Source organism: Reyranella sp. (assembly GCF_965228225.1).
Lineage (GTDB): Bacteria > Pseudomonadota > Alphaproteobacteria > Reyranellales > Reyranellaceae > Reyranella.
In genome coordinates, this window is record NZ_OZ245801.1 from 5,642,809 (window position 1) to 5,666,422 (window position 23,614).

Genomic DNA, 23,614 nt, shown 5'->3' on the forward strand with positions numbered 1-23,614 from the left:
TTCCGGAGGATGCATGTCGATCGATTTCGATGCGGTGATCATCGGCGCAGGCTTTGGCGGCATGTACATGCTGCACAAGCTTCGCCAGAAGGGCTTCACGGCGCGCGTGTTCGAGGCCGGCAAGGGCGTGGGCGGGACCTGGTACTGGAACCGCTATCCCGGTGCGCGCTGCGACGTCGAGAGCGTCCAGTATTCATACCAGTTCGATCCCGACCTGGAGCAGGAATGGGAATGGAGCGAGCGCTACGCCACCCAGCCCGAGCTCTTGCGCTACGCCAACCACGTCGCCGACCGCTACGACCTGCGCCGCGACATCCGCTTCGAGACGCGGGTGAGCAAGGCCGTCTTCGACGAGACCGCCAACCTGTGGCAGGTCGAGACCGAGAAGGTCGGCGGCGCCGCCGACAAGGTCACGGCCCGCTTCGTGATCACCGCGATGGGTTGCCTGTCCTCGCCCAACACGCCGAAGATTCCCGGCCTCGAGGATTTCAAGGGGCCGACCTATCACACCGGCAACTGGCCGCACGAAGGTGTCGACTTCACCGGCAAGACCGTCGGCGTGATCGGCACCGGTTCCTCGGCCATCCAGTCGATCCCGGTGATGGCGGAGCAGGCGAGGCACCTCACCGTCTTCCAGCGCACCGCCAACTACACCGTGCCGGCGCACAACAAACCGCTCGACCCCGACTATGTGCGCGAGGTGAAGGCGAAGTATCCTGAGATGCGCAGGCGGGCCAAGACCAAGCCGGCCGGCATCGATTTCACGATCAACCCCGCCTCGGCCGCCGAGACGCCGGAGGAGGAGCGCAATCGCCAGTTCCAGGCGCGCTGGGACTATGGCGGGCTGGGTTTCATGGCCTCCTTCTCCGACCTGCTGCTGAACGACGAGTCCAACAAGGTTGCGGCCGATTTCGTGCGCGCCAAGATCGGCGAGGTCGTGAAGGACCCGAAGACCGCGGCGGCGCTGGTGCCGAAGAACATCATCGGCTGCAAGCGGCTGTGCGTCGACACCGGCTACTGGGCGACCTTCAACCGGCCGAACGTGACCCTGGTCGATATCAGCGACGAGCCGATCGAGCGCATCACGCCGACCGGCCTGCGTGCCAGGGGCGAGGATTTCGCCTTCGACTGCCTGGTCCTGGCGACGGGCTTCGACGCGATGACGGACGCCCTGCTCAAGGTCGACTTTCGCGGCCGCGGTGGCGTCACGTTGAAGGAGCGCTGGAACGAGGGGCCGAAGACCTATCTCGGCCTGACCGTCGTGGGCTTTCCCAACCTGTTCATGATCACCGGCCCGGGCAGCCCCTCGGTGCTCACCAACATGCTTCCCTCGATCGAACAGCATGTCGATTTCATCGCCGACTGCCTCGAAGCTTTGCGCAACAAGGGCAAGACCGTGATCGAGCCGGTGCCGGAGGCGCAGGAGGAATGGGTCGGCCATGTCGGCGACGTGTCCAACATCACGCTGCGTTCGACCTGCAGCTCCTGGTATGTCGGCGCCAACATTCCCGGCAAGCCGCGCGTGTTCATGCCGTATATCGGCGGCCTGCCGGCCTACATCGAGGCCTGCGAGAAGGTCGTGGCCAACGGCTACGAGGGCTTTGCGCTGGCCTAAGGCACGTCGTCCTGTGCCATACGAAATGCCTCTCCGCCCGCGTATGACGCGGGCGGAGAGGGCGCGTTGGAAGTATGGCCATAGATCATTGACGACAGCTATCGTATCGCCCTAAGTGTTAACGTGGTGGTTAACTAATGGCGGTGCTGGCCGATGCGAAGAATCCTAGCCATCGTCGTCGCGGTCGTCCTGGCGACCATTGCGGCGATCCTGATCTACGCGGCGACCCGGCCCGATTCGTTCCGCGTTGAACGCACGGCGACGATGAACGCGCCGGCGGAGAAGATTTTCCCCTACATAGACGGGCTGAAGCGCTGGACCGAGTGGTCGCCCTATGAGGGGCGCGACCCGGCGATGAAGCGCACCTACAGCGGCGCCGAAAGCGGCAAGGGCGCCGTCTACGAATGGGACGGCAACGACAATGTCGGCAAGGGCCGCATGGAGATCGTCGATTCGACGCCGCCGCACAGGGTGGTGATCAAGCTCGATTTCCTGAAGCCCTTCGAAGGTCACAACATGGCCGAGCTGATCGTGGAACCGAAGGGCGGCCAGACGATTGTCACCTGGGCGATGTACGGTCCCAGTACCTTCATGACCAAGCTGATCGGCACCTTCATGGACATGGACGACATGATCGGCCGGGATTTCGCGGCAGGACTGGCGAAGCTGAAGACCGTCGTCGAGAAGTGACGTCACACTTATCGAGGAGGATCACATGAACCGCATGCTGCGCACGCTTGCCGTCGTTCTGGCGATGGGCTCGACGGCCGCGCTGGCCCAGACGCCGGCACCGGGAACCCTGCCGCCGGGAGTCTTCGCCGCGGAGCGCGACATCGCGCTGGCGACGGCCGGCACCTACACGCTCGACGAGCAGCACACCGCGGTCATCGTCCGCGTTTCCCATATCGGCTATTCGCAGAGCGTGTTCCGCTTCGACCGCGCCAAGGGCTCGCTCACCTGGGATCCCGCGGCAATCGACAAGTCGAAGCTCCAGGCTTCGGTCGAGACGGCTTCCATCACGACCAATGTGAAGGGCTTCGCCGAGGAGCTGGCGGGCGACAATTTCCTGAAGTCGAAGGCCTTCCCCGAAGCCACTTTCGTCTCGACGTCGTTCAAGCCGATCGACAAGACGCGCGGCAAGGTCGAGGGACAGTTCACCTTGATGGGCAAGACCAGGCCGGTCACCTTCGACGTCGAGCTGGGCGGCGCGGGCAAGGGATTCGAGGGCAAGCCGCGGATCGGCATCCATGCCGTAGCGACGATCAATCCGCAGGACTACGGGCTGCCGCCGCTCTTCACCGACCCCATCCAGATTCAGATCGATACCGAGTTCGAGAGGAACCCGTAACCGCGGAGGATGAAATGGCGGTCCAGCCTTATCTGTTTTTCAACGGCCGCTGCGAGGAGGCGCTCGCCTTCTATCAGGAGAAGCTCGGCGCCAAGATCGAAATGATGATGCGCTTCAAGGAGAATCCCGATACCGGCGCGGCGGACCACATCAAGGTCGATCCCGAGGCGGTGATGCATGCCAGCCTGCGGATCGGCGATGCGATGATCCTGTGCTCGGACGGCATGGCAAACAACGGCAAGACCAACTTCCAGGGCTTCTCGCTTGCCCTCGATGTCGCGACCGAAGCGGAGGCCGACAAGGCGTTCGAGGCGCTGGCCAAGGACGGCCAGATCCAGATGCCGATCGGCAAGACGTTCTTCTCGCCGCGCTTCGGCTGCGTCGCCGACAAGTTCGGCGTCTCGTGGATGGTGATGGTGCCGCAGGAGATGTGAGGCCTGGGCCTCGCAATGGAGTGCGCCACAGGCGTGGCGCGCTCCATTGATCGTTCGACGACGAAGAAGACTACTTCTTCTCGACGTTGGCCGAGCGCAGGGGCACGCCGAATTCGCGGCGGCAGACCTCGGCCAGGACCTCGACGCCCTTGCGGATCGTCTCGGGCTCGGGATTGGCGAAGCAGAGCCGCAGGCGCGAGCGGGCATAGTCCTTGTTGGTCGACCACTCCTGGCCGGGATTGAGCGAGACGCCGGCGGCCAGCGCCGCCTGGGCGAGCTTCGTCGTGTCCACGTTGTCGGGCAGCTTGATCCAGAGATAGATGCCGCCCTCGGGGTCGCCGAACTCGGCCTCGGTGCCGAACTGCTCGGCCAGCGCCTCGCGCAGGACCTGCAGCTTGACCGCCAGGGTCTTGTTGAGCTTCGGCACGTGGTTGGCGAAATGCTGCGTGCAGAACTCCGCCAGCACCATCTGCTCGAGCGCGCCGGAGCCGGCGTCCTGCTTGAGGCCGAGGATGCGACCGAGAATGTCCCACTTGGCCACGATGTAGCCGACCCGCAGCGCCGGGGCGATCGACTTGGAGAAGGAGCCGATGAAGATGACGCCTTCGCCCTTGGCCATGGCGTAGAGCGAGCGCGGACGCTTGCCGCTCCAGATCAGGTCGGAATAGCACTCGTCCTCGAAGATCATGACGCCGTACTCGGCGGCGATCTTCAACAGCTCGGCGCGGCGCGCCTCGCCCATGATGGCGCCGGTCGGATTCTGCACCGTGGGGATCGTGTAGATGTACTTGGGCTTGATGCCCTTCTGCTTCAGCTCCTCGAGCTTCTGCTTCAGTACGTCGAGCCGCAGCCCCTCGCCGTCGAGCGGAATGCCCACGACGTTGGCGCCCAGCTTGTTCAGCTTGGTGAGCGCGCCGCCATAGGTCTCCTGCTCGATGATGACGGTGTCGCCTCTGGTCACCAGCAGGCTGTTGATCAGGTCGAGCCCCTGCATCGAGCCCGAGGTGATCAGGATCTCGTCCGGGGCGCACTCGATGCCGGCATGGTCCTTGAGCTTGGCCGAGAGGAACTCGCGCAGCGGCTTGTAGCCCAGCGGTCCGCTGTTCAGGCCGTAGGTCGCAAGCGTGGCGCCCTCGCGCGTCAGCACCGAAGTCGCCGCATCGATCAGCGCCTGGACGGGCACGTTCCCGGCGTCGTTATGGCCGCCGATGAAGTTGTACTTGGGGAATCCGTTCCACTTGGCGGCGGGAGCGGGCGTGCCGGGCGCCAGCAGCGGCGCGAAATCGAACGGAGCGGTCATTGTCGTTTCCTCTTTGGTTGGCCAATTGCTGGGCCAACCAAAGAGGATTCGCAACAGATTTGCGCCGAATCAGGCCGTCGCGCGGAACGAATCGGTATGGGCCATGTCCCAGGCCCGCCGCCACCGCTTGTCGCTCGTGCCCGACACCAGCTCGCCTTCGGCCAGCGCCGGATAGAGGTCGGCGAAGGTCGCGACCTCGCTCGCCGAGACGCGACGGGAGATGTGGATGGGCTTGAAGTCGGTCGGATGGTCGAGGCCGGCGGCGGCGGTGAGTTCGGCCAGTTCGTGCAGGGTGGCGCGGTGGAAATTGACCACCCGTTCCATCTTGTCCGGCACGACCAGGGCGCGCTGGCGCGTCGGATCCTGGGTGGCGACCCCCGTGGGGCAACGGTCGGTATGGCAGGACTGCGACTGGATGCAGCCGACCGCGAACATGAAGCCGCGCGCCGAATTGCACCAGTCGGCGCCCAGCGCCATCGCGCGGATGATGTCGAAGGCGGTGATGATCTTGCCGGCGACTCCGATCTTGACCCTGTGGCGCGCGCCGATGCCCACCAGGGCGTTGTGCACGATGTGCAGGCCCTGCCGCATCGGCTTGCCGACATGGTCGAGGAACTCCATGGGCGCGGCGCCGGTGCCGCCCTCCTTGCCGTCGACGACGATGAAGTCGGGATAGATGCCGGTCTGCAGCATCGCCTTGCAGATCGCGAGGAACTCCCATTCATGGCCGACACAGAGCTTGAAGCCGGCCGGCTTGCCGCCCGAGAGGCGGCGCATCTCGGCGATGAACTTCATCATCTCGATGGGCGTCGTGAAGGCGGTGTGGTGCGAGGGCGAGATGCAGTCCACGCCGACCGGCACACCGCGCGTCAGGGCGATCTCCTCGCTGACCTTGGGGGCCGGCAGCACGCCGCCATGGCCGGGCTTGGCGCCCTGGCTGAGCTTGAGCTCGACCATCTTGACCTGCGGGTTGGCGGCACCGGCGGCGAACTTCTCGGCCGAGAAGGTGCCGTCGGGGTTGCGGGCGCCGAAATAGCCGGAGCCGATCTCCCAGATGATGTCGCCGCCGCCCTCGCGATGATAGGGGCTGTAGCCGCCCTCGCCGGTATCGTGCGCGAAGCGGCCCAGCCTGGCGCCGCCGTTGAGGGCGCGGATGGCGTTGGCGCTGAGCGACCCGAAGCTCATCGCCGAGATGTTGAAGATCGACGCGGAGTAGGGCTGCGTGCAGTCGGGCCCGCCGATGGTGATGCGGAACGGTTCCTTGCTGACTGGCGTGGGCGAGATCGAGTGCGTCATCCACTCGTAGCCTTCGGCATAGACGTCGTAGTTGGTGCCGAAGGGCCGCACGTCCAGCACCAGCTTGGCGCGCTGGTAGACGATTGCGCGCCGGTCGCGCGGAAACGGCAGGCCGTCCTTCTCGCCCTCGAAGAAGTACTGGCGCATCTCGGGCCGGATCGCCTCGAAGATGAAGCGCATGTGGGCGGCGATGGGATAGTTGCGCAGCACCGCGTGCTTGGTCTGGAAATAGTCGTAGAGGCCCACGAGGGACAGGAAGAGGGCGATGGCGAATGCGACGCCGATCCACCAGGAACGGGGATCGACAGCCCAGGCGATGCCCAGCAGCACGGCGAAGGCGGTCGCCAGCGTCCAGGTGATGAATCGCGGCGTGAGCGGCAGCGGCATCGATTTCATTCGGTTTCCTCAGGCTTCATTGGCGGGCCGGATGCCCGCCCTCACTCTAGCGCAGTTAACTGCGTTCGAATGACACGCTCTTGACGACCGCGTAAACCGGTCGCCCGGGGATGAGGGCCAGCCGATCGACCGACTTGGCCGTCAGCCGGGCCACCAGGACGGCGCCGTTGCAGTCCAGTCGGATGTCGGCCTGCGCCGTCGAGGTCGGAACGATCGACACGACCCGCCCCGCCAGCACGTTCAGCGCGCTGATCTCCTGGGGCCGCTGCAGGCTGAGCATCACGTCCCGTGCCCGGATATAGGCGCGCACCGGTGCGCCGATGGCCGCCTCGAGCCGCGGCACCTGCAGTTCCCCTGCGGCGCTTTCCAGGACCGACAGGTGGAACGTCTCGTCGTGGCGGACGATCCTCGCGTCCAGCACCGCGCCGCCGTCGGCGGCATCGGCCATGGGCAGGATGTCCTGGACCGGCCCGACCGCCGTCACCGTGCCCTCGCTCAGGATCACGACGGTCGTGGCGAGACGCGCGACCTCGGCAACGGAGTGGCTGACGTAGAGAATGGGCACACCGGCTTCGTCGCGCAGCCGCTCGATGAAGGGCAGGATCTCGGCCCGCCGCGCTTCGTCGAGCGAGGCCAGCGGCTCGTCCATGAGGAGCAGCCGCGGCCTCGCGAGCAGGGCGCGGCCGATCGCGACGCGTTGCTTCTCGCCGCCCGACAGCGAGTCGGGCTGGCGCTCGAGCAGATGGCCGATGCCCAGCAGCTCGACCACCGACCCGAGATCGGCCGCCGCGCCGCCGTCGCCACGGACGAACCAGCGCCCGTAGAGCAGGTTGCGCCGCACGCTGAAATGCGGAAACAGGCGGCTGTCCTGGAAGACGTAGCCGATACGCCGTTTGTGCGCGGGCACGAAGAGGCTGCGCTCTGTGTCGACGAGCGTCTGGCCGTCGATCGCGACGCGACCGCGGTCGGGACGGATCAGCCCGCCGACGATGCTGACCAGGCTGGTCTTGCCCGAGCCCGAGCGGCCGAACAGGGCCGTCAGCCCCGGTGCGGCCGTGAAGCGGGCCTGGAGCCGGAAACTGCCACGCCTGTGGTCGACGTCGACCTCGAGGCTCATGCCGTCTGCCGCCGCGCGCCGATGCGCTTGGCCAACAGCTCCGAGCCGAGCAGCGCCAGCATGGAGAGGGCGATCGACACCAGGGTGAGCCGCATCGCGGCGGCGTCGCCGCCCGGCACCTGGGTCAGGGTGTAGATCAAGGCCGGCAGCGTCTGGGTCTCACCCGGGATGTTGGACACGAAGGTGATGGTGGCGCCGAACTCGCCCATCGACTTGGCGAAGGCCAGGATCGCGCCGGCGATGATGCCGGGCAGGCAGAGCGGCAGGGTGATGGTCGCGAAGACCCAGAGCGGATGGGCGCCCAGGGTGCCCGCGGCCGCTTCGAGTCGCTGGTCGACGGCCTCGATGGACAGGCGGATGGCGCGCACCAGCAGCGGAAAGCCCATCACGGCGCAGGCCAGCGCCGCGCCGGTCCAGCGGAAGGAGAAGACGATGCCGAATTCCTCGGCCAGGAAGCTGCCGATCGGGCCGCGCCGGCCGAACGAGAGCAGCAGCAGATAGCCGGTGACGACGGGCGGCAGGATCAGCGGCAGATGGACCAGCGTGTCGAGCAGGCTCTTGCCCCAGAAGCGTCGGCGCGCCAGCAGCCAGGCGATGGCGATGCCGAACGGCAGGCTGCAGAGCGTCGCCGTCGTGGCGATCAGGAGGCTCAGCCGTACGGCCGTCCATTCGTCCGGAGTCATGTCCTCTTCCGATCAGGAAGGCGATATAGTCCTTCGGATATAGCGCTGCGTCCAGAGCCTGGTCGCCGCAGCGAGCCCGCGGCGCAGCGCGACCAGGGCGATCGCCAGCAGGGAGACCGCCAGCACCTTCTGCGCCGGCCGCGGCACCAGCTCGGGATCGAGGTTGGCGGCCAGCACGCGCATCGGATCGATCCCGTTCACCAGCCCGTACCAGGACGCTTCGAACACGACCGTGATCAGGGTGGCGGCGGCGGCGAGCAGGAACAGGCCGCCGAAGCCCGTGCGGAGCCTCGACGGCAGCATGCGCCACAGCATCAGCCAGGCGAACAGTCCGGCGGCGAAGGCGGCCTCGCCGATCTTGACCTTGGACTGGATGAAGAAGTGCAGGAGGGCCAGCGCGACCGCCGGATAGACCAGCCAGTGCAGGCGCTTCCAGTTGCGCTTCAGCCGCTTCTGCCAGCCGTTGGTCGAGGTGATCGCCAGCGCCACGAGGGCGAGCAGGGCCACGAAGCCGATGGTGAGATAGAAGCGCTTCACGATCTCCGTGGCGACGACGATCAGGTTCCATTTCTGATCGAGCACGTAGATCAGCAGGTGGGCGACGGCGTAGAGGGCGGCCGCGACGCCGACCCGTCGCCGGATGTGGATCAGCGGAGACCAGTCGAAGACGGCGCGCGCCGGCGTCAGCGCCAGCGATACCAGCAGGAACGCGACGGCCCAGTCGCCGGTGGCATGCGTGGCGAGCGTCACGGGCCGCGGATCGAGATCGCCCGTGTACCAGCGCCAGGCGAGATCGATGGCGGGCAGGCAGAGGGCGACCAGCGTCGCGAGCCTCAGCCAGGAGATGATTCGCTGATTGGACACGCGAAAACCCTATCCGATGGCGCGATCAACGGCGGGTCAAAGATACGTCATCGCTGGTTGCCGAACAGGAAGCGCCAGGTGGCGATCGCGGGCGCCGCCTCCACACCGTAGGGACGCAGTCGTGACGTCGTGAACAGGGAGCGTGCGGCGGCACCCACGGTCGCGACGTCCGCGCCCTCGATCAGGGCGACCCATTCGGCCTCGTCGGCCCTGGGATGATCCATGCTCTTGTCCTGCAGAGGCGCGTGCATCACCTCGAGGTCGTTCTCGCCAACCGCCGCGCCCAGGACGCTCGGCCGCGCGATCAGTTTCGGCAGCACCTGCGTGGACAGGAATTCGACCAGCGCCTTGCGTCGCCGTGGATCGGGGACAAAGCGCACCGTCGCCAGCGCCGCGCCGACGCCATGCGTCTGGTCGATCTGGATGCGCAGCGTCAGGCGCTTGAAATGCGTGAAGCGCGCCATCACCCTCTGGCTCCAAGGCGTCTGGTGATCGAGCGTCTGGAGATAGTTCGGCGTGCCGAGGATGGCGACGGTGTCGCACTCGTAGACGGCAAGATATCGCGGCGTCCCGCGGACCGCGGCGTAGCGCCGGCCGCGATGGAATCCCGGCAGGTTCACGCGATCGTCGATATGCTCGCGATTGTACCACTCGTTGTAGTCGCGCTCGTCCCGCGCCGACACGTCGGTGAACGTGAGCAGCATTCCCTTGCCGAGGAGGGACATCATGACTCCTGTCGTGGACGCTCCGGATCCACGCTCAACCTAACATCTTGCGGCGGGCGATACATCTTCCGTGGCTGCCCATCGCAGCGGCCAGCAGGTGCTTGTCAGGCGCCGCCACTCAGGTAGTTCAGCGCGAGCAGAGCGAGCGCGAGACACACGGCGGCCCAGAACCGCCAGCCCAGGAATATCCGGTAACCAAGAGGAGGCGGTCCGTGACGGCTCGACTGGGGTAGCGTGTCGACGATGCGTCGGGCGGTGCCCGCGGCGTCGCCCAGGGTCCAGCGCGTGTCGGGCAGGTTGACGAAGGTCGCGGCCAGGGACTTCGCCGCCTCGACGCGCGGCAGCAGCGCCAGGCGCGCCGCCTCCTGCCAGGGGTCGATTCCGATACGCGCCAGCGCCCCAAGGACGGTTATGTCCTCGCCGCTGTTTGGGGCGTCGCTTCTTTCGGTGCCGACGACGGTGAACAGAAAGGCGGTGTAGCGGGCCCGGCTCAGCGCATAGTCGGGAAGAACGGTCATGGTCACCAGGTCGGACGGGAGTGCAAGGGGAGATGGGGGCGTGCGGCTGCGGGAGCGCGCGCGGCGTCGAGCGCCTTCAGGAGTCAGGAGTTCTGCTGGAACTCGCGTCCCTCGGATTCGAGGTTGCGGCTGGGCGTGAGCTGCACCAGCAGGAAATAGAACGCCAGCGCCAGAGCGCCCCAGATCAGCCAGCTCGCGAGACTTGCTTTCGGCTTGGGCAACCGCCTTGCGGTCGCGGGCGCGCGCTTCTTTGCCGTCTGACCCGCCCGCTCGGACAGGATGGCCGCCTCCAGCGAGGCGACGCGGGCTTCTTCTGTCTGCGGGATGTCGGCGACGGCGCCCTCGGGCAGCAACGCGACCAGGCGGGCCGCGATCGTTGCGGCCTCGCTTGCCGGTGCCGTCCGGTCGGGCAGTAGAAGGATGGTGGCGGCCAAAGCCTCGGCCGCCGCGTCGCGCGGCAGGGCAGCGAGACGCGCCGCCTCCTGCCACGGATCGATGCCGAGCCGCGACAGGGCGGAGAGCACGGTGACCTCCGTGCCCGCCGCGTCCTGGCCCAGCGAGCCGAACAGGAAGCCGTTATAGGCCGAGTGGCCGAGCGAATATTCCGGACGCAGAGTCATCGAGCCTCCGGCGCAAGTTGCCTGTTCGCCACGGCAAAGGCACGGGCTAGAAGCCCATGCCCCCCATGCCGCCGCCCATTCCACCCATGCCGCCGCCCATGCCGCCGGGACTGCCGCCCTCGCCGGGCAGTTCGGCGATCATCGCCTCGGTGGTGACGAGCAGGCCCGCCACGGAGGCGGCGCCCTGCAGCGCGGTGCGGACGATCTTCACCGGGTCGATGATGCCGGCCTTGATCATGTCGCAGTAGTCGCCCTTCTGGGCGTCGAAGCCGTAGTTGACGTCCTTCTGCTCGAGCATGTGACCGGCGATCACCGAGCCGTCGTGCCCGGCATTCTGGGCAATCTGGCGCACCGGCGCCTGCAGGGCGCGGCGCACGATGTCGATGCCGGCCTGCTGGTCGGGATTGGCGCCGCGGCAGTCCTTCAGCGCGCGCGTGGCATAGAGCAGCGCGGCACCGCCGCCGGCGACCACGCCCTCCTCGACCGCCGCCTTGGTCGCGTGCATGGCGTCCTCGACGCGATCCTTCTTCTCCTTGACCGCGAACTCCGAGCCGCCGCCCACCTTGATGATGGCGACGCCCCCCGCGAGCTTGGCCAGCCGCTCCTGCAGCTTCTCGCGATCGTAATCGGACTCGACCTTGTCGACCTGGGCGCGAATCTGGGCCACGCGGGTCTCGATGTCCTTCTTCTTGCCGGCGCCGTCGATGATGGTGGTGTTGTCCTTGTCGATGTGGACGCGCTTGGCGGTGCCCAGCATGTCGAGCGTCACGCCTTCGAGCTTGGTGCCGAGATCCTCGGAGATCTCCTGCGCCGCCGTGAGGATCGCGATGTCGCCCAGCATGTCCTTGCGGCGATCGCCGAAGCCCGGCGCCTTGACGGCCGCGACCTTGAGACCGCCGCGCAGCTTGTTGACCACCAGCGTGGCCAGAACTTCCGCGTCGATGTCCTCGGCGATGATCAACAGCGGCCGGCCCGACTGCGCCACCAGCTCGAGCAGCGGCAGTACGGTCGAGAGTCCGCTGAGCTTCTTGTCGTGGATCAGGATGTAGGGATTCTCGAGTTCGCAGCTCATCTTGGCGGCGTTGGTAACGAAGTAGGGCGACAGGAAGCCGCGATCGAACTGCATGCCCTCGACGATCTCGAGCTCGGAATCGAGGGTCGTGGCCTCCTCGATGGTGATGACACCCTCGTTGCCGACCTTCTTCATGGCCTCGGCAATCATCTTGCCGATCCCCTTGTCGCCGTTCGCCGACACGGTGCCGACCTGGGCGATCTCCTCGCTGGTCGAAACCTTACGGGCGCGGCGCTTCAGCTCCTCGATCACCCAGTCCGCGGCGAGGTCGATGCCTCGCTTGAGGTCCATCGGGCTCATGCCGGCGGCGACCGACCGCAGGCCTTCGCGCGTGATCGCCTGCGCGAGCACGGTGGCGGTGGTGGTGCCGTCGCCCGCCGTATCGGAGGTGCGGGTCGCGACCTCGCGGACGAGTTGCGCGCCCATGTTCTCGAAGCGATCGGTGAGTTCGATCTCCTTGGCGACGGTGACGCCGTCCTTGGTGATGCGCGGCGCGCCGTAGGACTTGGCCAGCACGACGTTGCGGCCCTTGGGACCGAGCGTGACCTTCACGGAATCGGCCAGCATGTCGACCCCGCGCATCATGCGCGTGCGCGCGTCGCCGCCGAAGCGGACTTCCTTAGCGGACATGGAGTTTCGCCCCCGAGAGGTGTTCTGAATGGGTCGGTCTGGCCGGCAGACCTGATCGGGCCGCGGTGCGGCGCCTGCTGACAAGATGGTGACGAAAGAGGCCAATGGCGAGGATATTCTTTCGGGCCGCCGTTCCAAGGGCCCCCGAGGCGATGTTTCGAAACCTGTGCAACGTCGAATCCCGCCGCGCTTTGAGTGGCAATGACCAGGATTGATCCGGAGCTACAGCGCCTCGAAAAGGCCGAGCAGGACGCTCAGGGGAGGTACTTGCGTCTCGAGAGCTTTCACGACGTACAGGTCGTGGAAGCGGCGCGGGGGCTCTGGGAATGCGCGCTTTGCGCTCTCAAAGAGTATCGAGCGAGAAGGCAACGCCCCGGGAGCGAATGAGGCCGGCCGCTTGTATCGGGGGCGTTGCTGCGCGCGGGCGGGTTTGGTGTCGAACGACCGGAGCGATTTGCCCAGACTCCGCGGCCGTTTGCGCGTATGTTCGCGATCTATCGCGGCGCACGGGAATTCTCTCCTGCGATACCGGGGCAAGACAGCGCTCATGTTGCACCTGGTCCCAACTCAGCTGGACGCGAGGGCTGATCTCCCGCCCGGTGGACGGGCTGGCCTGGAAGCGGCGCGCCTCGTGGCCATCGAACAGTACGGCATCCTCGACACCGCGCCGGAGCCGGCCTTCGACCGCATCACCGCGCTGGCGGCCGACCTCTTCAATGCGCCGATCGCGATCCTGGGTTTCATCGGTGCCGAGCGCGTGTTCTTCAAATCGCATCATGGGCTTGAGGCGACGCAGGCCGGCCGCGGGGACGATCCTGCGGTGCCGGTCATGATGCCCTGGCTTCGCGCCGAGTTCACGAACGGCTTCCACACCGGTACCCCGTTGCACGATCCCGACGGATACGAACTCGGCACGCTGTGCGTCATCGACCGGCGATCGCGTCAGGTCGACGAGCAGCAGCTTCGCCAGCTGCGTGTGCTGGGGGGCATCGCGACCGACTTGCTGGCCATGCGGCTCGCGGCGCGGCGGGCGCTGGCTCAAGCCGAGATCACCGCCAGCGAGGTCGACCACCGCGCGATGAACAGCCTCCAGTTCGTGGCCAGCCTGCTGCAGCTGCAGGGCCGGGCGTCGGGGTCGCCCGAGGCGACGCAGCAGTTGCGCGCGGCCGCCAACCGGGTGCTGGCGGTGGCGCGCGTGCATCGGACCTTTTCGACCCGGGAAACCGCCGGCCGCGTGGCGATCGCGGCCCACCTTCGCAGGCTCTGCGAGGAGCTGTCGACCAGCGTCGGCGGCGAGATCCGGCTCGAGGGCGCCGACGAGTTCGACGTTCCGAAGGAGCAGGTGCTGCCGATCGGCCTGATCGTCAACGAGCTGGTCACCAACGCGCGCAAGCATGCCGGTGACCCGATCACCATCACGTTCCACCGGCTGGCCGGGAGCGACTACGAAATCTGCGTCCTCGACGAGGGGCCGGGCCTGCCCGCGGGCTTCGACGTCACGGCGACGGCGGGTCTGGGCCTCGGGATGAAGGTCGTGGGCGCTCTGGCGGCCCAGCTGCAGGGCAAGCTCACGGCGCATCCCAATCCGGTGGGCCGCGGCTCGTGCTTCAAGGTCATCTTCCCGGTCGCTTGACGAAGGTCCACTTGCTTACCCTCCGAATTCGCCACCGCACCACCTATCTCTACCACGCACCCGTCCGGCTGGGGCCGCATCGGCTGATGCTGCGGCCGCGCGAGAGCAGAGAATTGCGGCTGGTGTCGCACGAGGTGACGGTGACGCCGGCGGCCACCGTCACCTGGGCGCACGACGTGTTCGGCAATGCCGTGGCGACGGCGGGCTTCGAGGGGCTCACCGACCGGCTGATGGTCGACAGCGAGGCGGTGCTGACGCTGGGCGCCGATCCGTGGCCCGTGTTCGACATTGCTGCTGTCGCGACGCGTTATCCGTTCGCCTACACCGATGCCGACTGGCGTGACCTGGGCGCGCTGGTCGTGCCGCAGTATCTCGATCCCGATCGCAAGCTGCTGGCCTGGGCGAACGGGTTCGTGCGCAGCGACCCCACCGACACGCTGTCTCTGCTGAAGGACCTCAGCGCCGGCGTCGCCCAGCAGATCCGCTATCAGAGTCGGGAGAGCGAGGGCACGCGGGCGCCCCTCGAGACCCTGGCCCTCGGGCTGGGATCGTGCCGCGACCTGGCCGTGCTGTTCGTCGAGGCGGCGCGCTGCCTGCGCTTCGGCGCACGGCTCTGTTCGGGCTATCTCTTCAGACCGGATCGGGCGACGGGAAACTACGAAGCCGACTCGACCCACGCCTGGGCCGAGGTCTATGTGCCGGGCGCTGGCTGGATCACCTTCGATCCGACCAACCGCAGCGTCGGCGGGCACAACCTGATCCCGGTCGCCGTGGCGCGGGAGATCTGGCAGGTGACTCCGGTGGCGGGCGACTTCATCGGCGCCAGCGACGCCTTTCGCGGCCTCTGGGTCGACCTCAACGTGACGCCCCTCTGAGAGCGCTGCCGAGCGCGGCGGGGATCAGGGCGCCTTGCGCGCCTTTTCGCCGACCACGATGCGGATGGCGGCGTCGGTCGGGCTGGGTGTCTGGGGCCCGTTGAGGGTGCCGCGGAAGCGGCCCCAGTTGGCCGGCCAGTCTCCCTTGCTCGCATTGAAGCCGGCCGTGCCCAGCGCGTCCACGAGGGCGGCGGCGGCCTCGTGCGTCGCCGGCTCGCTGCCGTCCCGGACCAGCACGACGACGCCGTAGATGCCGGCCACGCCGCCCCAGGTCCAGGTCTGCGGCAACCATCCGGCCTGGCCGAGATCGGCGGAAATGGCCGCGCCGATGGCGGGCGCATCGGAGATCTGGCCCAGCAGGAAGATCGCGGCCTGGGTCCCACTGTAGCGTTGCAGGCTCGCGACGAAGGGCGACGGCGGGGGCGGGGGCGGCTCTGCCGGTGCCGGAGGAGACGCTTGCGCAGCCTTTTCCGGCTGCGGCTCCCGGGCGGCGTCCGGCGTCTTGGAGGTGGCGTCCCTGACCAGCTTGCCCAGGTCGGCGAGACGCCGCCGGATTTCGGCGGCATCGAACAGCGGGTTCCGCGTGGCCTCGGGGGCGGGCGCGCTCTCGCGCGGGGCCCGCGCGGCCCGTTCGGTCGCCTCACGCGCGGCCTGCTCGAACGCCGCGGCCCGCTCGCGCGCTCTGTCCGCCTGATCTGCGAGGGTCGCCGCCTGCGTCCGGGCGAGCGAGACCTCCTGTTCGAGCGTCGCCGCCCGGCCCTGGGCCGTGGCGATCTCCCGTTCGAGGGCGGCCAGCTTTTCGCGCGCTGCCGATGCGTCGCGCTCGTGCTGGGCGGCCTGGCTTTCCAGTCCCTTGTAGTGATCGAGCGCCGACTGTTCGTGAGCGCGCACGGCGCCGCCGTAGCGAAACGCCAGGAAGGTCGTGATGCCCAGCGCCGACACGGCCAGGATGGTGACGACGAGGCTCACGATCATGGCTCTGTCCATGATCGACGCCCATCCCCGCAGCTGATCGATGTCCATGTTCACCGGCTTGTTGGAGCGCATGCCAAGCCCGTGCCCTCCCGGCACTCGATTAACAATCGGCAAATCGCCGCCGTTCGGTGAATTGTCGTGACAAATCGGAGGCATCGTCACGCGCCCGCGGTGGCTCATGCGGAATAGCTGCTGAGCCAGCGTTCAACGACGGATCGGGCCGACCTGTCGAGCGTATGGCGTTGCCCTGCCGATCGGCAGAGCCGCCTGTTTAGGCGCGCCGGCCCTGGAGGACGACAGCCCGGCCTTCATCCTTGAGCCGAACCGTATCGGCGGCGAGCTGTGTCCATCCCCGTCGCGCGCAATCCTTCGCGATAGCCTCCACTTCGAAGAAGCCGAGACGCATGCGTGCCGCGACGGTATCGAGCATCCGCCAGGCGCCGGGCACCATGCCGGACGTCTCTTCCGCAAGAACGGCGCAGAAGTCCCGCGCACGGTTGTCCGGAACGGAAGGCGTAGACATGGACCACTCCTGGGCTGCTCACGACGGCTGCGATTTGCGGCCCCCGGATGCGTTCGGCTTCGTGGGGCGCTGCGTCACCCTATGTCAGATCGGAGAGACTGCCGTCGACACTCTTCCTCGCGATATCCACATCACTTGTCGCCGGCGATGTCGCGGCCTGCCGGCTGAAGCCGGACAGGATCATGCGATGCGAACCATGTCAGATCTAAAGGCTTCGTTGTCCCGCTGGTGGCGGCGGAGTCGTCTCCCAACGCCCCAGCTTGTCGTCCTCGATGAAGCCGATACGCTCAGTGGTTCAACACCCTCATATACTCGGTCGGGCGGCCGTTACGAACCAGGGCGATGCCTTCATGGCCATACAGGGCGCCTCGACGCTGACTCCGGGCCAGCCACATCGTGTCTCCCTCCTGCATCCGGCTCAGGATGGGGGAAAAGTGCTCTTTGAACGCCTCCAGGTCACGGATGCGGTCCACAAGAGGGTGCGGCCCGTCTCCTATGAAGGACAGAAGCCAGTCGGACACCTGCCGAAGGGAAACCTCACGGACGAGTTCGATGTCGTCCGGATTGCTTCGCACTTGTGGAACGCGAGTTTCCATGCCGGCCTCCTCTATCGAGCTTGTATCTCGTCGTACGCGAGGCGGACGAAATGCATGATGACACCGATTGGAACCTGCGGACCCAGAACCGGGAAAATCGCGCGCTTTTCGATCAGATGCACGGCCGGATTCACCGGGTGAGCCCCATCGACAGGCATGTTGCCGTCTGGATTCGAGATGGCGTGCTGTATCCGCTCGCGTAGTGCCTGGGCAATCACATCGTCCTGCACGATGCTCCGCATGATCGTGCGTGCCTGCGACCGGAGCATGCGACAATGTACGGTCGACAGGGATCCACCGATGGATATGAGCATGTCGTTCTCGTAGATCGGGGTGTCGCCATCAGGGTCGTCATCGAGCAGCTGCTGCGCCGAATACTCGTACAATGCGAAGTTTCTCACTGTGGCCGCCTCTCGGCGGCAGAGGCTTGCGTAGTCGCACAGCCATCTCCGCTTCGGTCGGGAGGCATCTGCCAGGAGCGAACCAGCGAAAGGGTCTCGCAGATCACATCGGACCACCTATTCAGGACATCTGGAAAGGACAGGAACATCGAGAGGCCATCGCTTTTCGAGAAGACATATGCTCCCCATGAGGGATTCGGCGGGCCATTGGGAAAGTCCCGCAGGTCCCACCCAATGGAGAGAAGGACATCGACGGAGGTGTCGGCGGGCGTCGCGCACATGATTCCATGCTGGGTCGGCACGGTCGTGCGATAGCAGTTCAACCCATGGATCGAAAACTCGATCCGATTTCCTTCTTGGAAGAGATAGGTGGTCAGGCTGTTTGCGAGCCTCTGCCGTGGCAGAACGCTCCGTCGGGCCAGATCCGGCGGAAGGTAGGTTGCGGTGCGCGCCGCTACGATGAAGTCCTGATCGCCCGAGGCGGGGCGGCCTGCCTCTCTGGGGTAGTATGTGTTCAAGGACGGAATACAGAGAGGCGAGGGGTTGCGGTCGGAGAGCCAGAACGCCACTCCAAATCCTTGCTGTCTCGTGTTGAGGCGTCCCAGTTGCTCGCGGGCCGGGGGAACGTCGATGTAGGGCTCCGGCACGCGGAAAAATTTCCCGCTGATCTCGTAGTCGACGTAGGCGGGAGGCGGGGCACTTCCATCGCTTCGCGACTGGGCCACAACCGGGGCAAGGGCGGCGGCAAGGACGGCAATCGCGAGAAGTATCGACGAGCGTCCGGGCATCGGGTCTCCTGTCGGCTGGCGCAATGGGGCCGAGGCTCGCATCTCATCGAACGTTGCCAAGCGGCGGGCGCGTTCGCAAGCCTGCCTGCCGACCGTCGGCACTCGAACCCGCGGACGACAAAAAGCTTCGTTTCATCTCGCCGCAGCTGCCGTCTGGTCTATGCTCCGGACGCTCCGGGAGGAAAACATGAAAATCGCCAGGATCGAGGATCTTCACTGCGACGCCGGTTGGCGCGACTTCTCCTTTCTCAAGGTCACGACCGACGACGGGCTGGTCGGCTGGTCGGAATACAATGAAGGCTATGGCAGCGCCGGCCTCACCGCCGTGATCCGGCGCATGGCGCAGGGACTGATCGGTCAGGACCCGCGTCCCATCGAGCGCATCATGTCGACGCTCTATGCCGTCACCCGCCAGGCGCCCGGTGGCATCAATCAGCAGGCGATGGCCGCCATCGAGAATGCGCTGATCGACGTGAAGGCCAAGGCGCTGGGCATCCCCGTCTGCGAGCTGTTCGGCGGGCCGGTGCGCGATCGCCTGCCGCTCTACTGGTCGCATTGCGGCAGCTACCGGTTCCGCAACGCCGAGGTCATGGGTGTCGAGCCGGTGCGCTCGCTCGACGACCTGGTGAAGCTCGGCCGGCATGTGAAAGAGCGCGGCTTCAAGGCGCTCAAGACCAACATCTTCCGTTTCGATCTCGATCCGCCGAACATGTACCAGCCGGGCTTCGGCCGCAGCCCGGGCGGGCCGGAGCTGAACGCCGACGGCGCCGTGCTGGGCGCGATCTCCGACGGGCTGGCGGCCTTCCGCCAGGGCGCCGGTCACGAGATGGGGATCCTTCTCGACACCAACTTCAACTTCAAGACCGAGGGCTACATCAAGGTCGCGCGGGCCTGCGAGCCCTATAACCTGTTCTGGATGGAGATCGATTCCTACGATCCCGAGGGGCTGCGCCTGATCCGCGACCGCGCCTCGATGCCGATCGCCTCCTGCGAATCGCTGTTCGGCCGGCGCCAGTTCAGGCCCTACTTCGAGAACCGCTCGATCGACGTCGCGATCATCGACGTGCCATGGAACGGGCTGGCGGAGTCGCTGAAGATCGCGTCGATGGCCGAGGCCTATGAGATCAACTGCGCGCCGCATAATTTCTACGGCCACATGTCGACCCTGATGAGCGCCCACCTGTGCGCCGCCATGCCGAACTTCCGCATCATGGAAATCGATATCGACGACGTGCCGTGGAAGGACGATCTGGTGACTCACCCGCCGGTGATCCAGAATGGCGAACTGATCGTGCCCACCCGGCCCGGCTGGGGCGCCGACATCAACGAGGAGGCGGTCAAGGCGCATCCGCCGAAGAACCCGCATCCCTGAGAGGACTGAAGACATGGTCTACGAGTTTCGCACCTACACGCTGGCGCCCGGCAAGATGCCGGAATATCTCAAGGCCGCCGAGACGATCGGCCGCCCGGCACGCGGCAACAATTACGGCGTCAACCACGGCTACTGGACGTCGGAGTTCGGCGCGCTGAACCAGATCTGGCATCTGTGGAAGTACGACAGCTTCGAGGAGCGCACGCGCCTGCGCACCGAGCTGCAGAAGAACAAGGACTGGACCGAGAAGTACCTGCCGATCGTGCGGACCTGCGTGGTCCGCCAGGACCTGCGCCTGATGAACCCCGTGGTCGACATCAGGCCGGACGACGGCACCACTGGCAACATCTACGAGTTGCGCATCTACCGTTGCGGCCTGGGCGGCGCGGTGCAGTACGGCAAGGACTTCAAGGAAGTCCAGGCGGCGCGCGAGAAGTACTCGCCGATCTGGGGCGCCTGGACCGGCGAGTTCCCGCAGCCCAACGAGTGGATCCATCTCTGGCGCTACAAGAACCTGCAGGAGCGCTTCGAGGCCCGCGCCGCGGCGATGAAGGATCCGGCGTGGCAGGCCTATCTGGCCAAGGGCCCGGCCAAGCTGCAGGAGATGCACTCGACCCTGCTGCTGCCGACCAACTACTCGCCGCTGAAGTAGAACAAGCGACACAAACGAGACGGCCGAAACGAACACCCCCGGGGAGCGATTCCCGGGGGTGGTGGCTTGGAAATTGCGAGGATCGGTGCATGGACACGTTCGACGACAGTCTTGCCTTCGTGAAGTTCGGCGTCGGCCAGCCGGTGACGCGCAAGGAGGATCCGATCCTGCTGCGGGGCGAGGGCCGCTACACCGACGACCTCAATCTTCCGGGCCAGGCTTATGCGGTGATGGTGCGCAGCCGCAACGCGCATGGAATGCTGAAGGGCATCGACACGTCCGAGGCGAAGGGTCTGCCGGGCGTGCTCATGATCCTGACGGCCGCCGATCTCGACGAGGCGGGCTTCGGCCCGCTGATGTGCCCGCTCAACATCCCGCAGCGCGACGGCACGCCGATGAAGACGCCGCCGCGCTGGTCGCTGGCCAAGGACAAGGTGCGCTTCGTGGGCGAGGTGGTGGCCGTCGTGGTGGCGGAGACGGCCGTGCAGGCCAAGGATGCCGCGGAAGCCGTGATGCTCGACATCGAGGAACTGCCGGCCGTGACCAGCCCCGAGGCGGCGCTGGCCGAGGGCGCACCGCAGATCCATGACGATGCGCCGGGCAATCTCGTGCTCGATTTCCATTTCGGCAACGCCGAGGCCGTCGCCAAAGGCTTCGCCGAGGCCGCGCACGTCACGCGGCTCGAGATCGATTCCCAGCGCATCGTGGTCAACGCGATGGAGCCTCGCTCGGCGATCGGTTCGTACGACACGGCGAAGGACCGCTGGGTGCTGAACGTCGGCTGCCAGGGCGTGTTCGGCCTGCGCGGCGGCCTGGCCAAGGATGTGCTGAAGGTCACGCCGGACAAGCTCCACGTGCTGACCGGCAATGTCGGCGGTTCGTTCGGCATGAAGGCGCCGCCGTACCCGGAATACGCGCCGCTGCTGCTGGCGGCGAAGAAGCTCGGCCGGCCGGTGAAATGGACCGACGAGCGGTCCGAGAGTTTCCTGTCGGATCATCATGGCCGCGATCACGAGCGCGTCGCCGAGCTGGCACTCGACAAGGACGGCAAGTTCCTCGCGGTGCGGCTGACCGGCTACGGCAATGCCGGCGCCTACATCTATCCGCCGATGCCGGCCACGACGAATGCGGTGAAGAACCTGATCGACGTCTACCGGACGCCGGCCATGGAGGTGAATTCGAAGATCGTCTTCACCAACTGCACGCCGATCGCGGCCTATCGCGGCGCCGGCCGTCCCGAAGGCAACTATTTCATGGAGCGGCTGATCGATACGGCCGCGCGCGAGATGGGCATCGACGGCATCGAACTGCGGCGGCGCAATCACATCGCGCCGGAGCAGATGCCGTACAAGTCGCCGGCCAACAATCTCTACGATTCGGGCGAGTTCCGCGCCATCCTCGACGAGACGCTGCAGATCTCCGACTGGGACGGCTTCGCGGCCCGCAAGGAAGAGAGTGCCAGGCGCGGCAGGTTGCGCGGCCGCGGCGTCGGCAGCTATCTCGAAGTGACGGCGCCGGCCGGCAAGGAGCATGGCGGCATCCGCTTCGAGCCGGACGGCGATGTCACCATGCTGAGCGGCACGCTCGACTACGGCCAGGGCCATGCCTCGGCCTTCGCCCAAGTGCTGACCGGCCTGCTGGGCATTCCTTTCGAACGCTTCAAGCTGCTGCAGGGCGACAGCGACCAGCTCAAGGCGGGCGGCGGCACCGGCGGTTCGCGCTCGGCGCTGGTGGGCGCGGAAGCCTTCCTCGAAGCCAGCAAGAAGGTCATCGACCAGGGCAAGCAGATCGCCGCCCATGTGCTCGAAGCGTCGGTCGCCGACATGGAATTCGACAAGGGGCGCTTCAAGATCGCCGGCACCGATCGCAGCATCGGCATCCTCGAGCTGGCGCAGAAGCTGCGCGACGGTCTGGCGCTGCCGGACGACGTGCCCCAGACGCTCGACGTCGCGCATGTCTCCGATACGCCGCCTTCGTCGTTCCCCAACGGCTGCCATGTCTGCGAGGTCGAGATCGATCCGGAGACCGGCACGATCGAGCTGGTGCGCTACTTCATGGTCAACGACTTCGGAACGGTCATCAATCCGCTGCTGGTCGAAGGCCAGGCGCATGGCGGCGTCGTGCAGGGGCTGGGCCAGGCGATCATGGAGCGCACCGTCTACGACGAGCAGGGCCAGCTGCTGACCGGCTCGTTCACCGACTACGCCCTGCCGCGGGCGCAGGATGCGCCGAGCTTCACGATCCAGAGCCATCCCGTGCCGGCCAAGACCAATACGCTGGGCGTGAAGGGATGCGGCGAGGCGGGCTGCGCCGGCGCGCTGCCGTCGATCATGAACGCCATCGTCGATGCGCTGGGCGGCAAGCACATCGACATGCCGGCCACCCCGGAGAAGGTGTGGCGTGCGCTGAACGGCTGAAGTTCGCTGCCCTTTCCTTCACCTCCCCCGTCTTACGGGGGAGGCCGGGAGGGGGAAGGCAACGCGAAGAATTCTGAGATGAGGATGGGTCCGGGTCTGCGGCCTTCCCCCTCCTGCCAAAGGCGCTGTAAACAGCGCCGGGGCCACCTCCCCCGTAAGACGGGGGAGAAAAGCGCCAAACTCAACCCTTCGCCTCGATCTCGATCGTCTTCTTGACGGCGGGGCGCTCCAGCATGCGGGCATGGTGGGCTTCGAGTGCGGGGAAGTCGCCCGGCGTGCGCTCGAGCTGGTCGCGGAAGCGCCAGTAGACGCGGAAAAGGTGGATGTCGGCGATCGAATAGCGATCGCCCAGGATCCACGTCCGGTCGCCCAGGCGCTTGTCGGCCACGGCATAGAGGTCGCGCGCCTCGGCGACGCCCTGCCGGATCGCCGGATGGATCGTCGAGGCGACGTAGGACATCCATGAGATGGCCTGGGCCTCGGCCTCGATGTCTCCCGCCGGCAACAGGCCGGCCGCCGGATAGGTGCGCGCGAGGTAGTAGAGGATGCCGGCCACCTCGGTGAGCGGGCGGCCGTCGATCATCAGCACGGGAACCTTGCCGACGGGATTCACGGACAGGAATTCGGCGTTGCGCGTTTCCTTGCGGGCGACCGACACGGCGTGCTTGTCGAACGGGGCGCCCACTTCGTGGAGGGCGATATGGGCTGCCATGGAGCTGGAGCCGGGCGAGTAATACAGGGTGAGCATGGCCAACCGTACCATG

At 66.6% G+C, this 23,614-nt stretch carries 24 protein-coding genes; 9 read left to right on the top strand and 15 right to left on the bottom strand.

Translation table 11 applies throughout. The annotated features are described in order from the left end of the window. The first annotated feature begins 13 nt into the window (after positions 1-13). The 4 genes from ACO07K_RS27335 to ACO07K_RS27350 all read left to right on the top strand — a co-directional run bounded on the left by ACO07K_RS27335 (position 14) and on the right by ACO07K_RS27350 (position 3,397). Positions 14-1,615: a flavin-containing monooxygenase gene (locus tag ACO07K_RS27335; RefSeq protein WP_422033546.1), complete on the top strand. Its 1,602-nt coding sequence runs from the start codon at positions 14-16 to the stop codon at positions 1,613-1,615. A gap of 153 nt (positions 1,616-1,768) precedes the next feature. Further along, positions 1,769-2,305: an SRPBCC family protein gene (locus tag ACO07K_RS27340; RefSeq protein WP_422033548.1), complete on the top strand. Its 537-nt coding sequence runs from the start codon at positions 1,769-1,771 to the stop codon at positions 2,303-2,305. 25 nt (positions 2,306-2,330) lie between these two features. Next, on the top strand, positions 2,331-2,963 hold the full coding sequence (locus tag ACO07K_RS27345; protein ID WP_422033550.1) for a YceI family protein: 633 nt from the start codon (positions 2,331-2,333) through the stop codon (positions 2,961-2,963). Positions 2,964-2,977: 14 nt separating this feature from the next. Continuing rightward, complete coding sequence (locus tag ACO07K_RS27350) at positions 2,978-3,397, top strand: VOC family protein (protein ID WP_422033552.1); 420 nt, start codon at positions 2,978-2,980, stop codon at positions 3,395-3,397. A gap of 70 nt (positions 3,398-3,467) precedes the next feature. On the opposite strand, the gene ACO07K_RS27355 is transcribed toward ACO07K_RS27350, so the two are convergent. The 9 genes from ACO07K_RS27355 to groL all read right to left on the bottom strand — a co-directional run bounded on the left by ACO07K_RS27355 (position 3,468) and on the right by groL (position 12,618). After that, on the bottom strand, positions 3,468-4,697 hold the full coding sequence (locus tag ACO07K_RS27355; protein WP_422033554.1) for a PLP-dependent aminotransferase family protein: 1,230 nt from the start codon (positions 4,695-4,697) through the stop codon (positions 3,468-3,470). 69 nt (positions 4,698-4,766) lie between these two features. Continuing rightward, on the bottom strand, positions 4,767-6,389 hold the full coding sequence (locus ACO07K_RS27360; protein ID WP_422033556.1) for an FMN-binding glutamate synthase family protein: 1,623 nt from the start codon (positions 6,387-6,389) through the stop codon (positions 4,767-4,769). 55 nt (positions 6,390-6,444) lie between these two features. Then, positions 6,445-7,506, bottom strand: coding sequence for a molybdenum ABC transporter ATP-binding protein (gene modC / locus ACO07K_RS27365; protein WP_422033558.1), 1,062 nt, complete (start codon positions 7,504-7,506; stop codon positions 6,445-6,447). Further along, a complete protein-coding gene (gene modB / locus ACO07K_RS27370) occupies positions 7,503-8,189 on the bottom strand; it encodes a molybdate ABC transporter permease subunit (protein ID WP_422033560.1) in 687 nt (228 codons plus the stop codon). The genes modC and modB overlap by 4 nt, the downstream gene beginning before the upstream one ends. Before the next feature lie 12 nt (positions 8,190-8,201). After that, complete coding sequence (locus ACO07K_RS27375; protein WP_422033562.1) at positions 8,202-9,053, bottom strand: sulfite oxidase heme-binding subunit YedZ; 852 nt, start codon at positions 9,051-9,053, stop codon at positions 8,202-8,204. A 47-nt stretch (positions 9,054-9,100) separates the two neighbouring features. After that, positions 9,101-9,778, bottom strand: coding sequence for a hypothetical protein (locus ACO07K_RS27380; protein WP_422033564.1), 678 nt, complete (start codon positions 9,776-9,778; stop codon positions 9,101-9,103). A gap of 104 nt (positions 9,779-9,882) precedes the next feature. Beyond that, positions 9,883-10,296, bottom strand: a complete 414-nt coding sequence (locus ACO07K_RS27385) for a hypothetical protein (protein ID WP_422033566.1) — start codon at positions 10,294-10,296, stop codon at positions 9,883-9,885. Between the two features lie 83 nt (positions 10,297-10,379). Then, complete coding sequence (locus ACO07K_RS27390; protein ID WP_422033568.1) at positions 10,380-10,916, bottom strand: hypothetical protein; 537 nt, start codon at positions 10,914-10,916, stop codon at positions 10,380-10,382. Between the two features lie 46 nt (positions 10,917-10,962). After that, the gene (gene groL, locus ACO07K_RS27395) at positions 10,963-12,618 is read right to left on the bottom strand and encodes a chaperonin GroEL (protein ID WP_422033570.1); all 1,656 of its coding nucleotides are present in this window, start codon (positions 12,616-12,618) and stop codon (positions 10,963-10,965) included. A gap of 631 nt (positions 12,619-13,249) precedes the next feature. On the opposite strand from groL, the gene ACO07K_RS27400 reads away from it, so the two are divergent. Together ACO07K_RS27400 and ACO07K_RS27405 are read left to right on the top strand one after the other, a co-directional pair. Next, positions 13,250-14,251 (top strand): sensor histidine kinase, encoded by a 1,002-nt coding sequence (locus ACO07K_RS27400; RefSeq protein ID WP_422033572.1) that lies wholly within the window; start codon positions 13,250-13,252, stop codon positions 14,249-14,251. A gap of 11 nt (positions 14,252-14,262) precedes the next feature. Next, positions 14,263-15,126, top strand: coding sequence for a transglutaminase family protein (locus ACO07K_RS27405; protein ID WP_422033574.1), 864 nt, complete (start codon positions 14,263-14,265; stop codon positions 15,124-15,126). 24 nt (positions 15,127-15,150) lie between these two features. On the opposite strand, the gene ACO07K_RS27410 is transcribed toward ACO07K_RS27405, so the two are convergent. The 5 genes from ACO07K_RS27410 to ACO07K_RS27430 form a co-directional block, all read right to left on the bottom strand. After that, on the bottom strand, positions 15,151-16,173 hold the full coding sequence (locus ACO07K_RS27410) for a hypothetical protein (protein ID WP_422033576.1): 1,023 nt from the start codon (positions 16,171-16,173) through the stop codon (positions 15,151-15,153). Positions 16,174-16,372: 199 nt separating this feature from the next. Further along, entirely contained in the window at positions 16,373-16,624 is a 252-nt protein-coding gene (locus ACO07K_RS27415) for a hypothetical protein (protein ID WP_422033578.1), read from the bottom strand. A 287-nt stretch (positions 16,625-16,911) separates the two neighbouring features. Further along, positions 16,912-17,220 carry a hypothetical protein gene (locus ACO07K_RS27420; RefSeq protein WP_422033580.1) on the bottom strand — a complete coding sequence of 103 codons (309 nt, stop codon included), beginning with the start codon at positions 17,218-17,220 and terminating at the stop codon, positions 16,912-16,914. Between the two features lie 11 nt (positions 17,221-17,231). Next, positions 17,232-17,621, bottom strand: a complete 390-nt coding sequence (locus tag ACO07K_RS27425; protein WP_422033582.1) for a hypothetical protein — start codon at positions 17,619-17,621, stop codon at positions 17,232-17,234. Then, positions 17,618-18,409, bottom strand: a complete 792-nt coding sequence (locus tag ACO07K_RS27430) for a hypothetical protein (protein ID WP_422033584.1) — start codon at positions 18,407-18,409, stop codon at positions 17,618-17,620. The genes ACO07K_RS27425 and ACO07K_RS27430 overlap by 4 nt, the downstream gene beginning before the upstream one ends. Positions 18,410-18,596: 187 nt before the next feature. Between ACO07K_RS27430 and ACO07K_RS27435 the strand changes: the two genes are divergently transcribed. The 3 genes from ACO07K_RS27435 to ACO07K_RS27445 all read left to right on the top strand — a co-directional run bounded on the left by ACO07K_RS27435 (position 18,597) and on the right by ACO07K_RS27445 (position 22,850). After that, positions 18,597-19,781: a mandelate racemase/muconate lactonizing enzyme family protein gene (locus ACO07K_RS27435; RefSeq protein ID WP_422033586.1), complete on the top strand. Its 1,185-nt coding sequence runs from the start codon at positions 18,597-18,599 to the stop codon at positions 19,779-19,781. A 13-nt stretch (positions 19,782-19,794) separates the two neighbouring features. Then, positions 19,795-20,433, top strand: a complete 639-nt coding sequence (locus ACO07K_RS27440) for an NIPSNAP family protein (protein ID WP_422009822.1) — start codon at positions 19,795-19,797, stop codon at positions 20,431-20,433. An 89-nt stretch (positions 20,434-20,522) separates the two neighbouring features. Further along, the gene (locus ACO07K_RS27445) at positions 20,523-22,850 is read left to right on the top strand and encodes a xanthine dehydrogenase family protein molybdopterin-binding subunit (protein WP_422033588.1); all 2,328 of its coding nucleotides are present in this window, start codon (positions 20,523-20,525) and stop codon (positions 22,848-22,850) included. 181 nt (positions 22,851-23,031) lie between these two features. Here ACO07K_RS27445 and ACO07K_RS27450 read toward each other — a convergent pair whose 3' ends face one another. Further along, entirely contained in the window at positions 23,032-23,598 is a 567-nt protein-coding gene (locus ACO07K_RS27450; protein ID WP_422033590.1) for a glutathione S-transferase family protein, read from the bottom strand. Positions 23,599-23,614 lie beyond the last annotated feature (16 nt).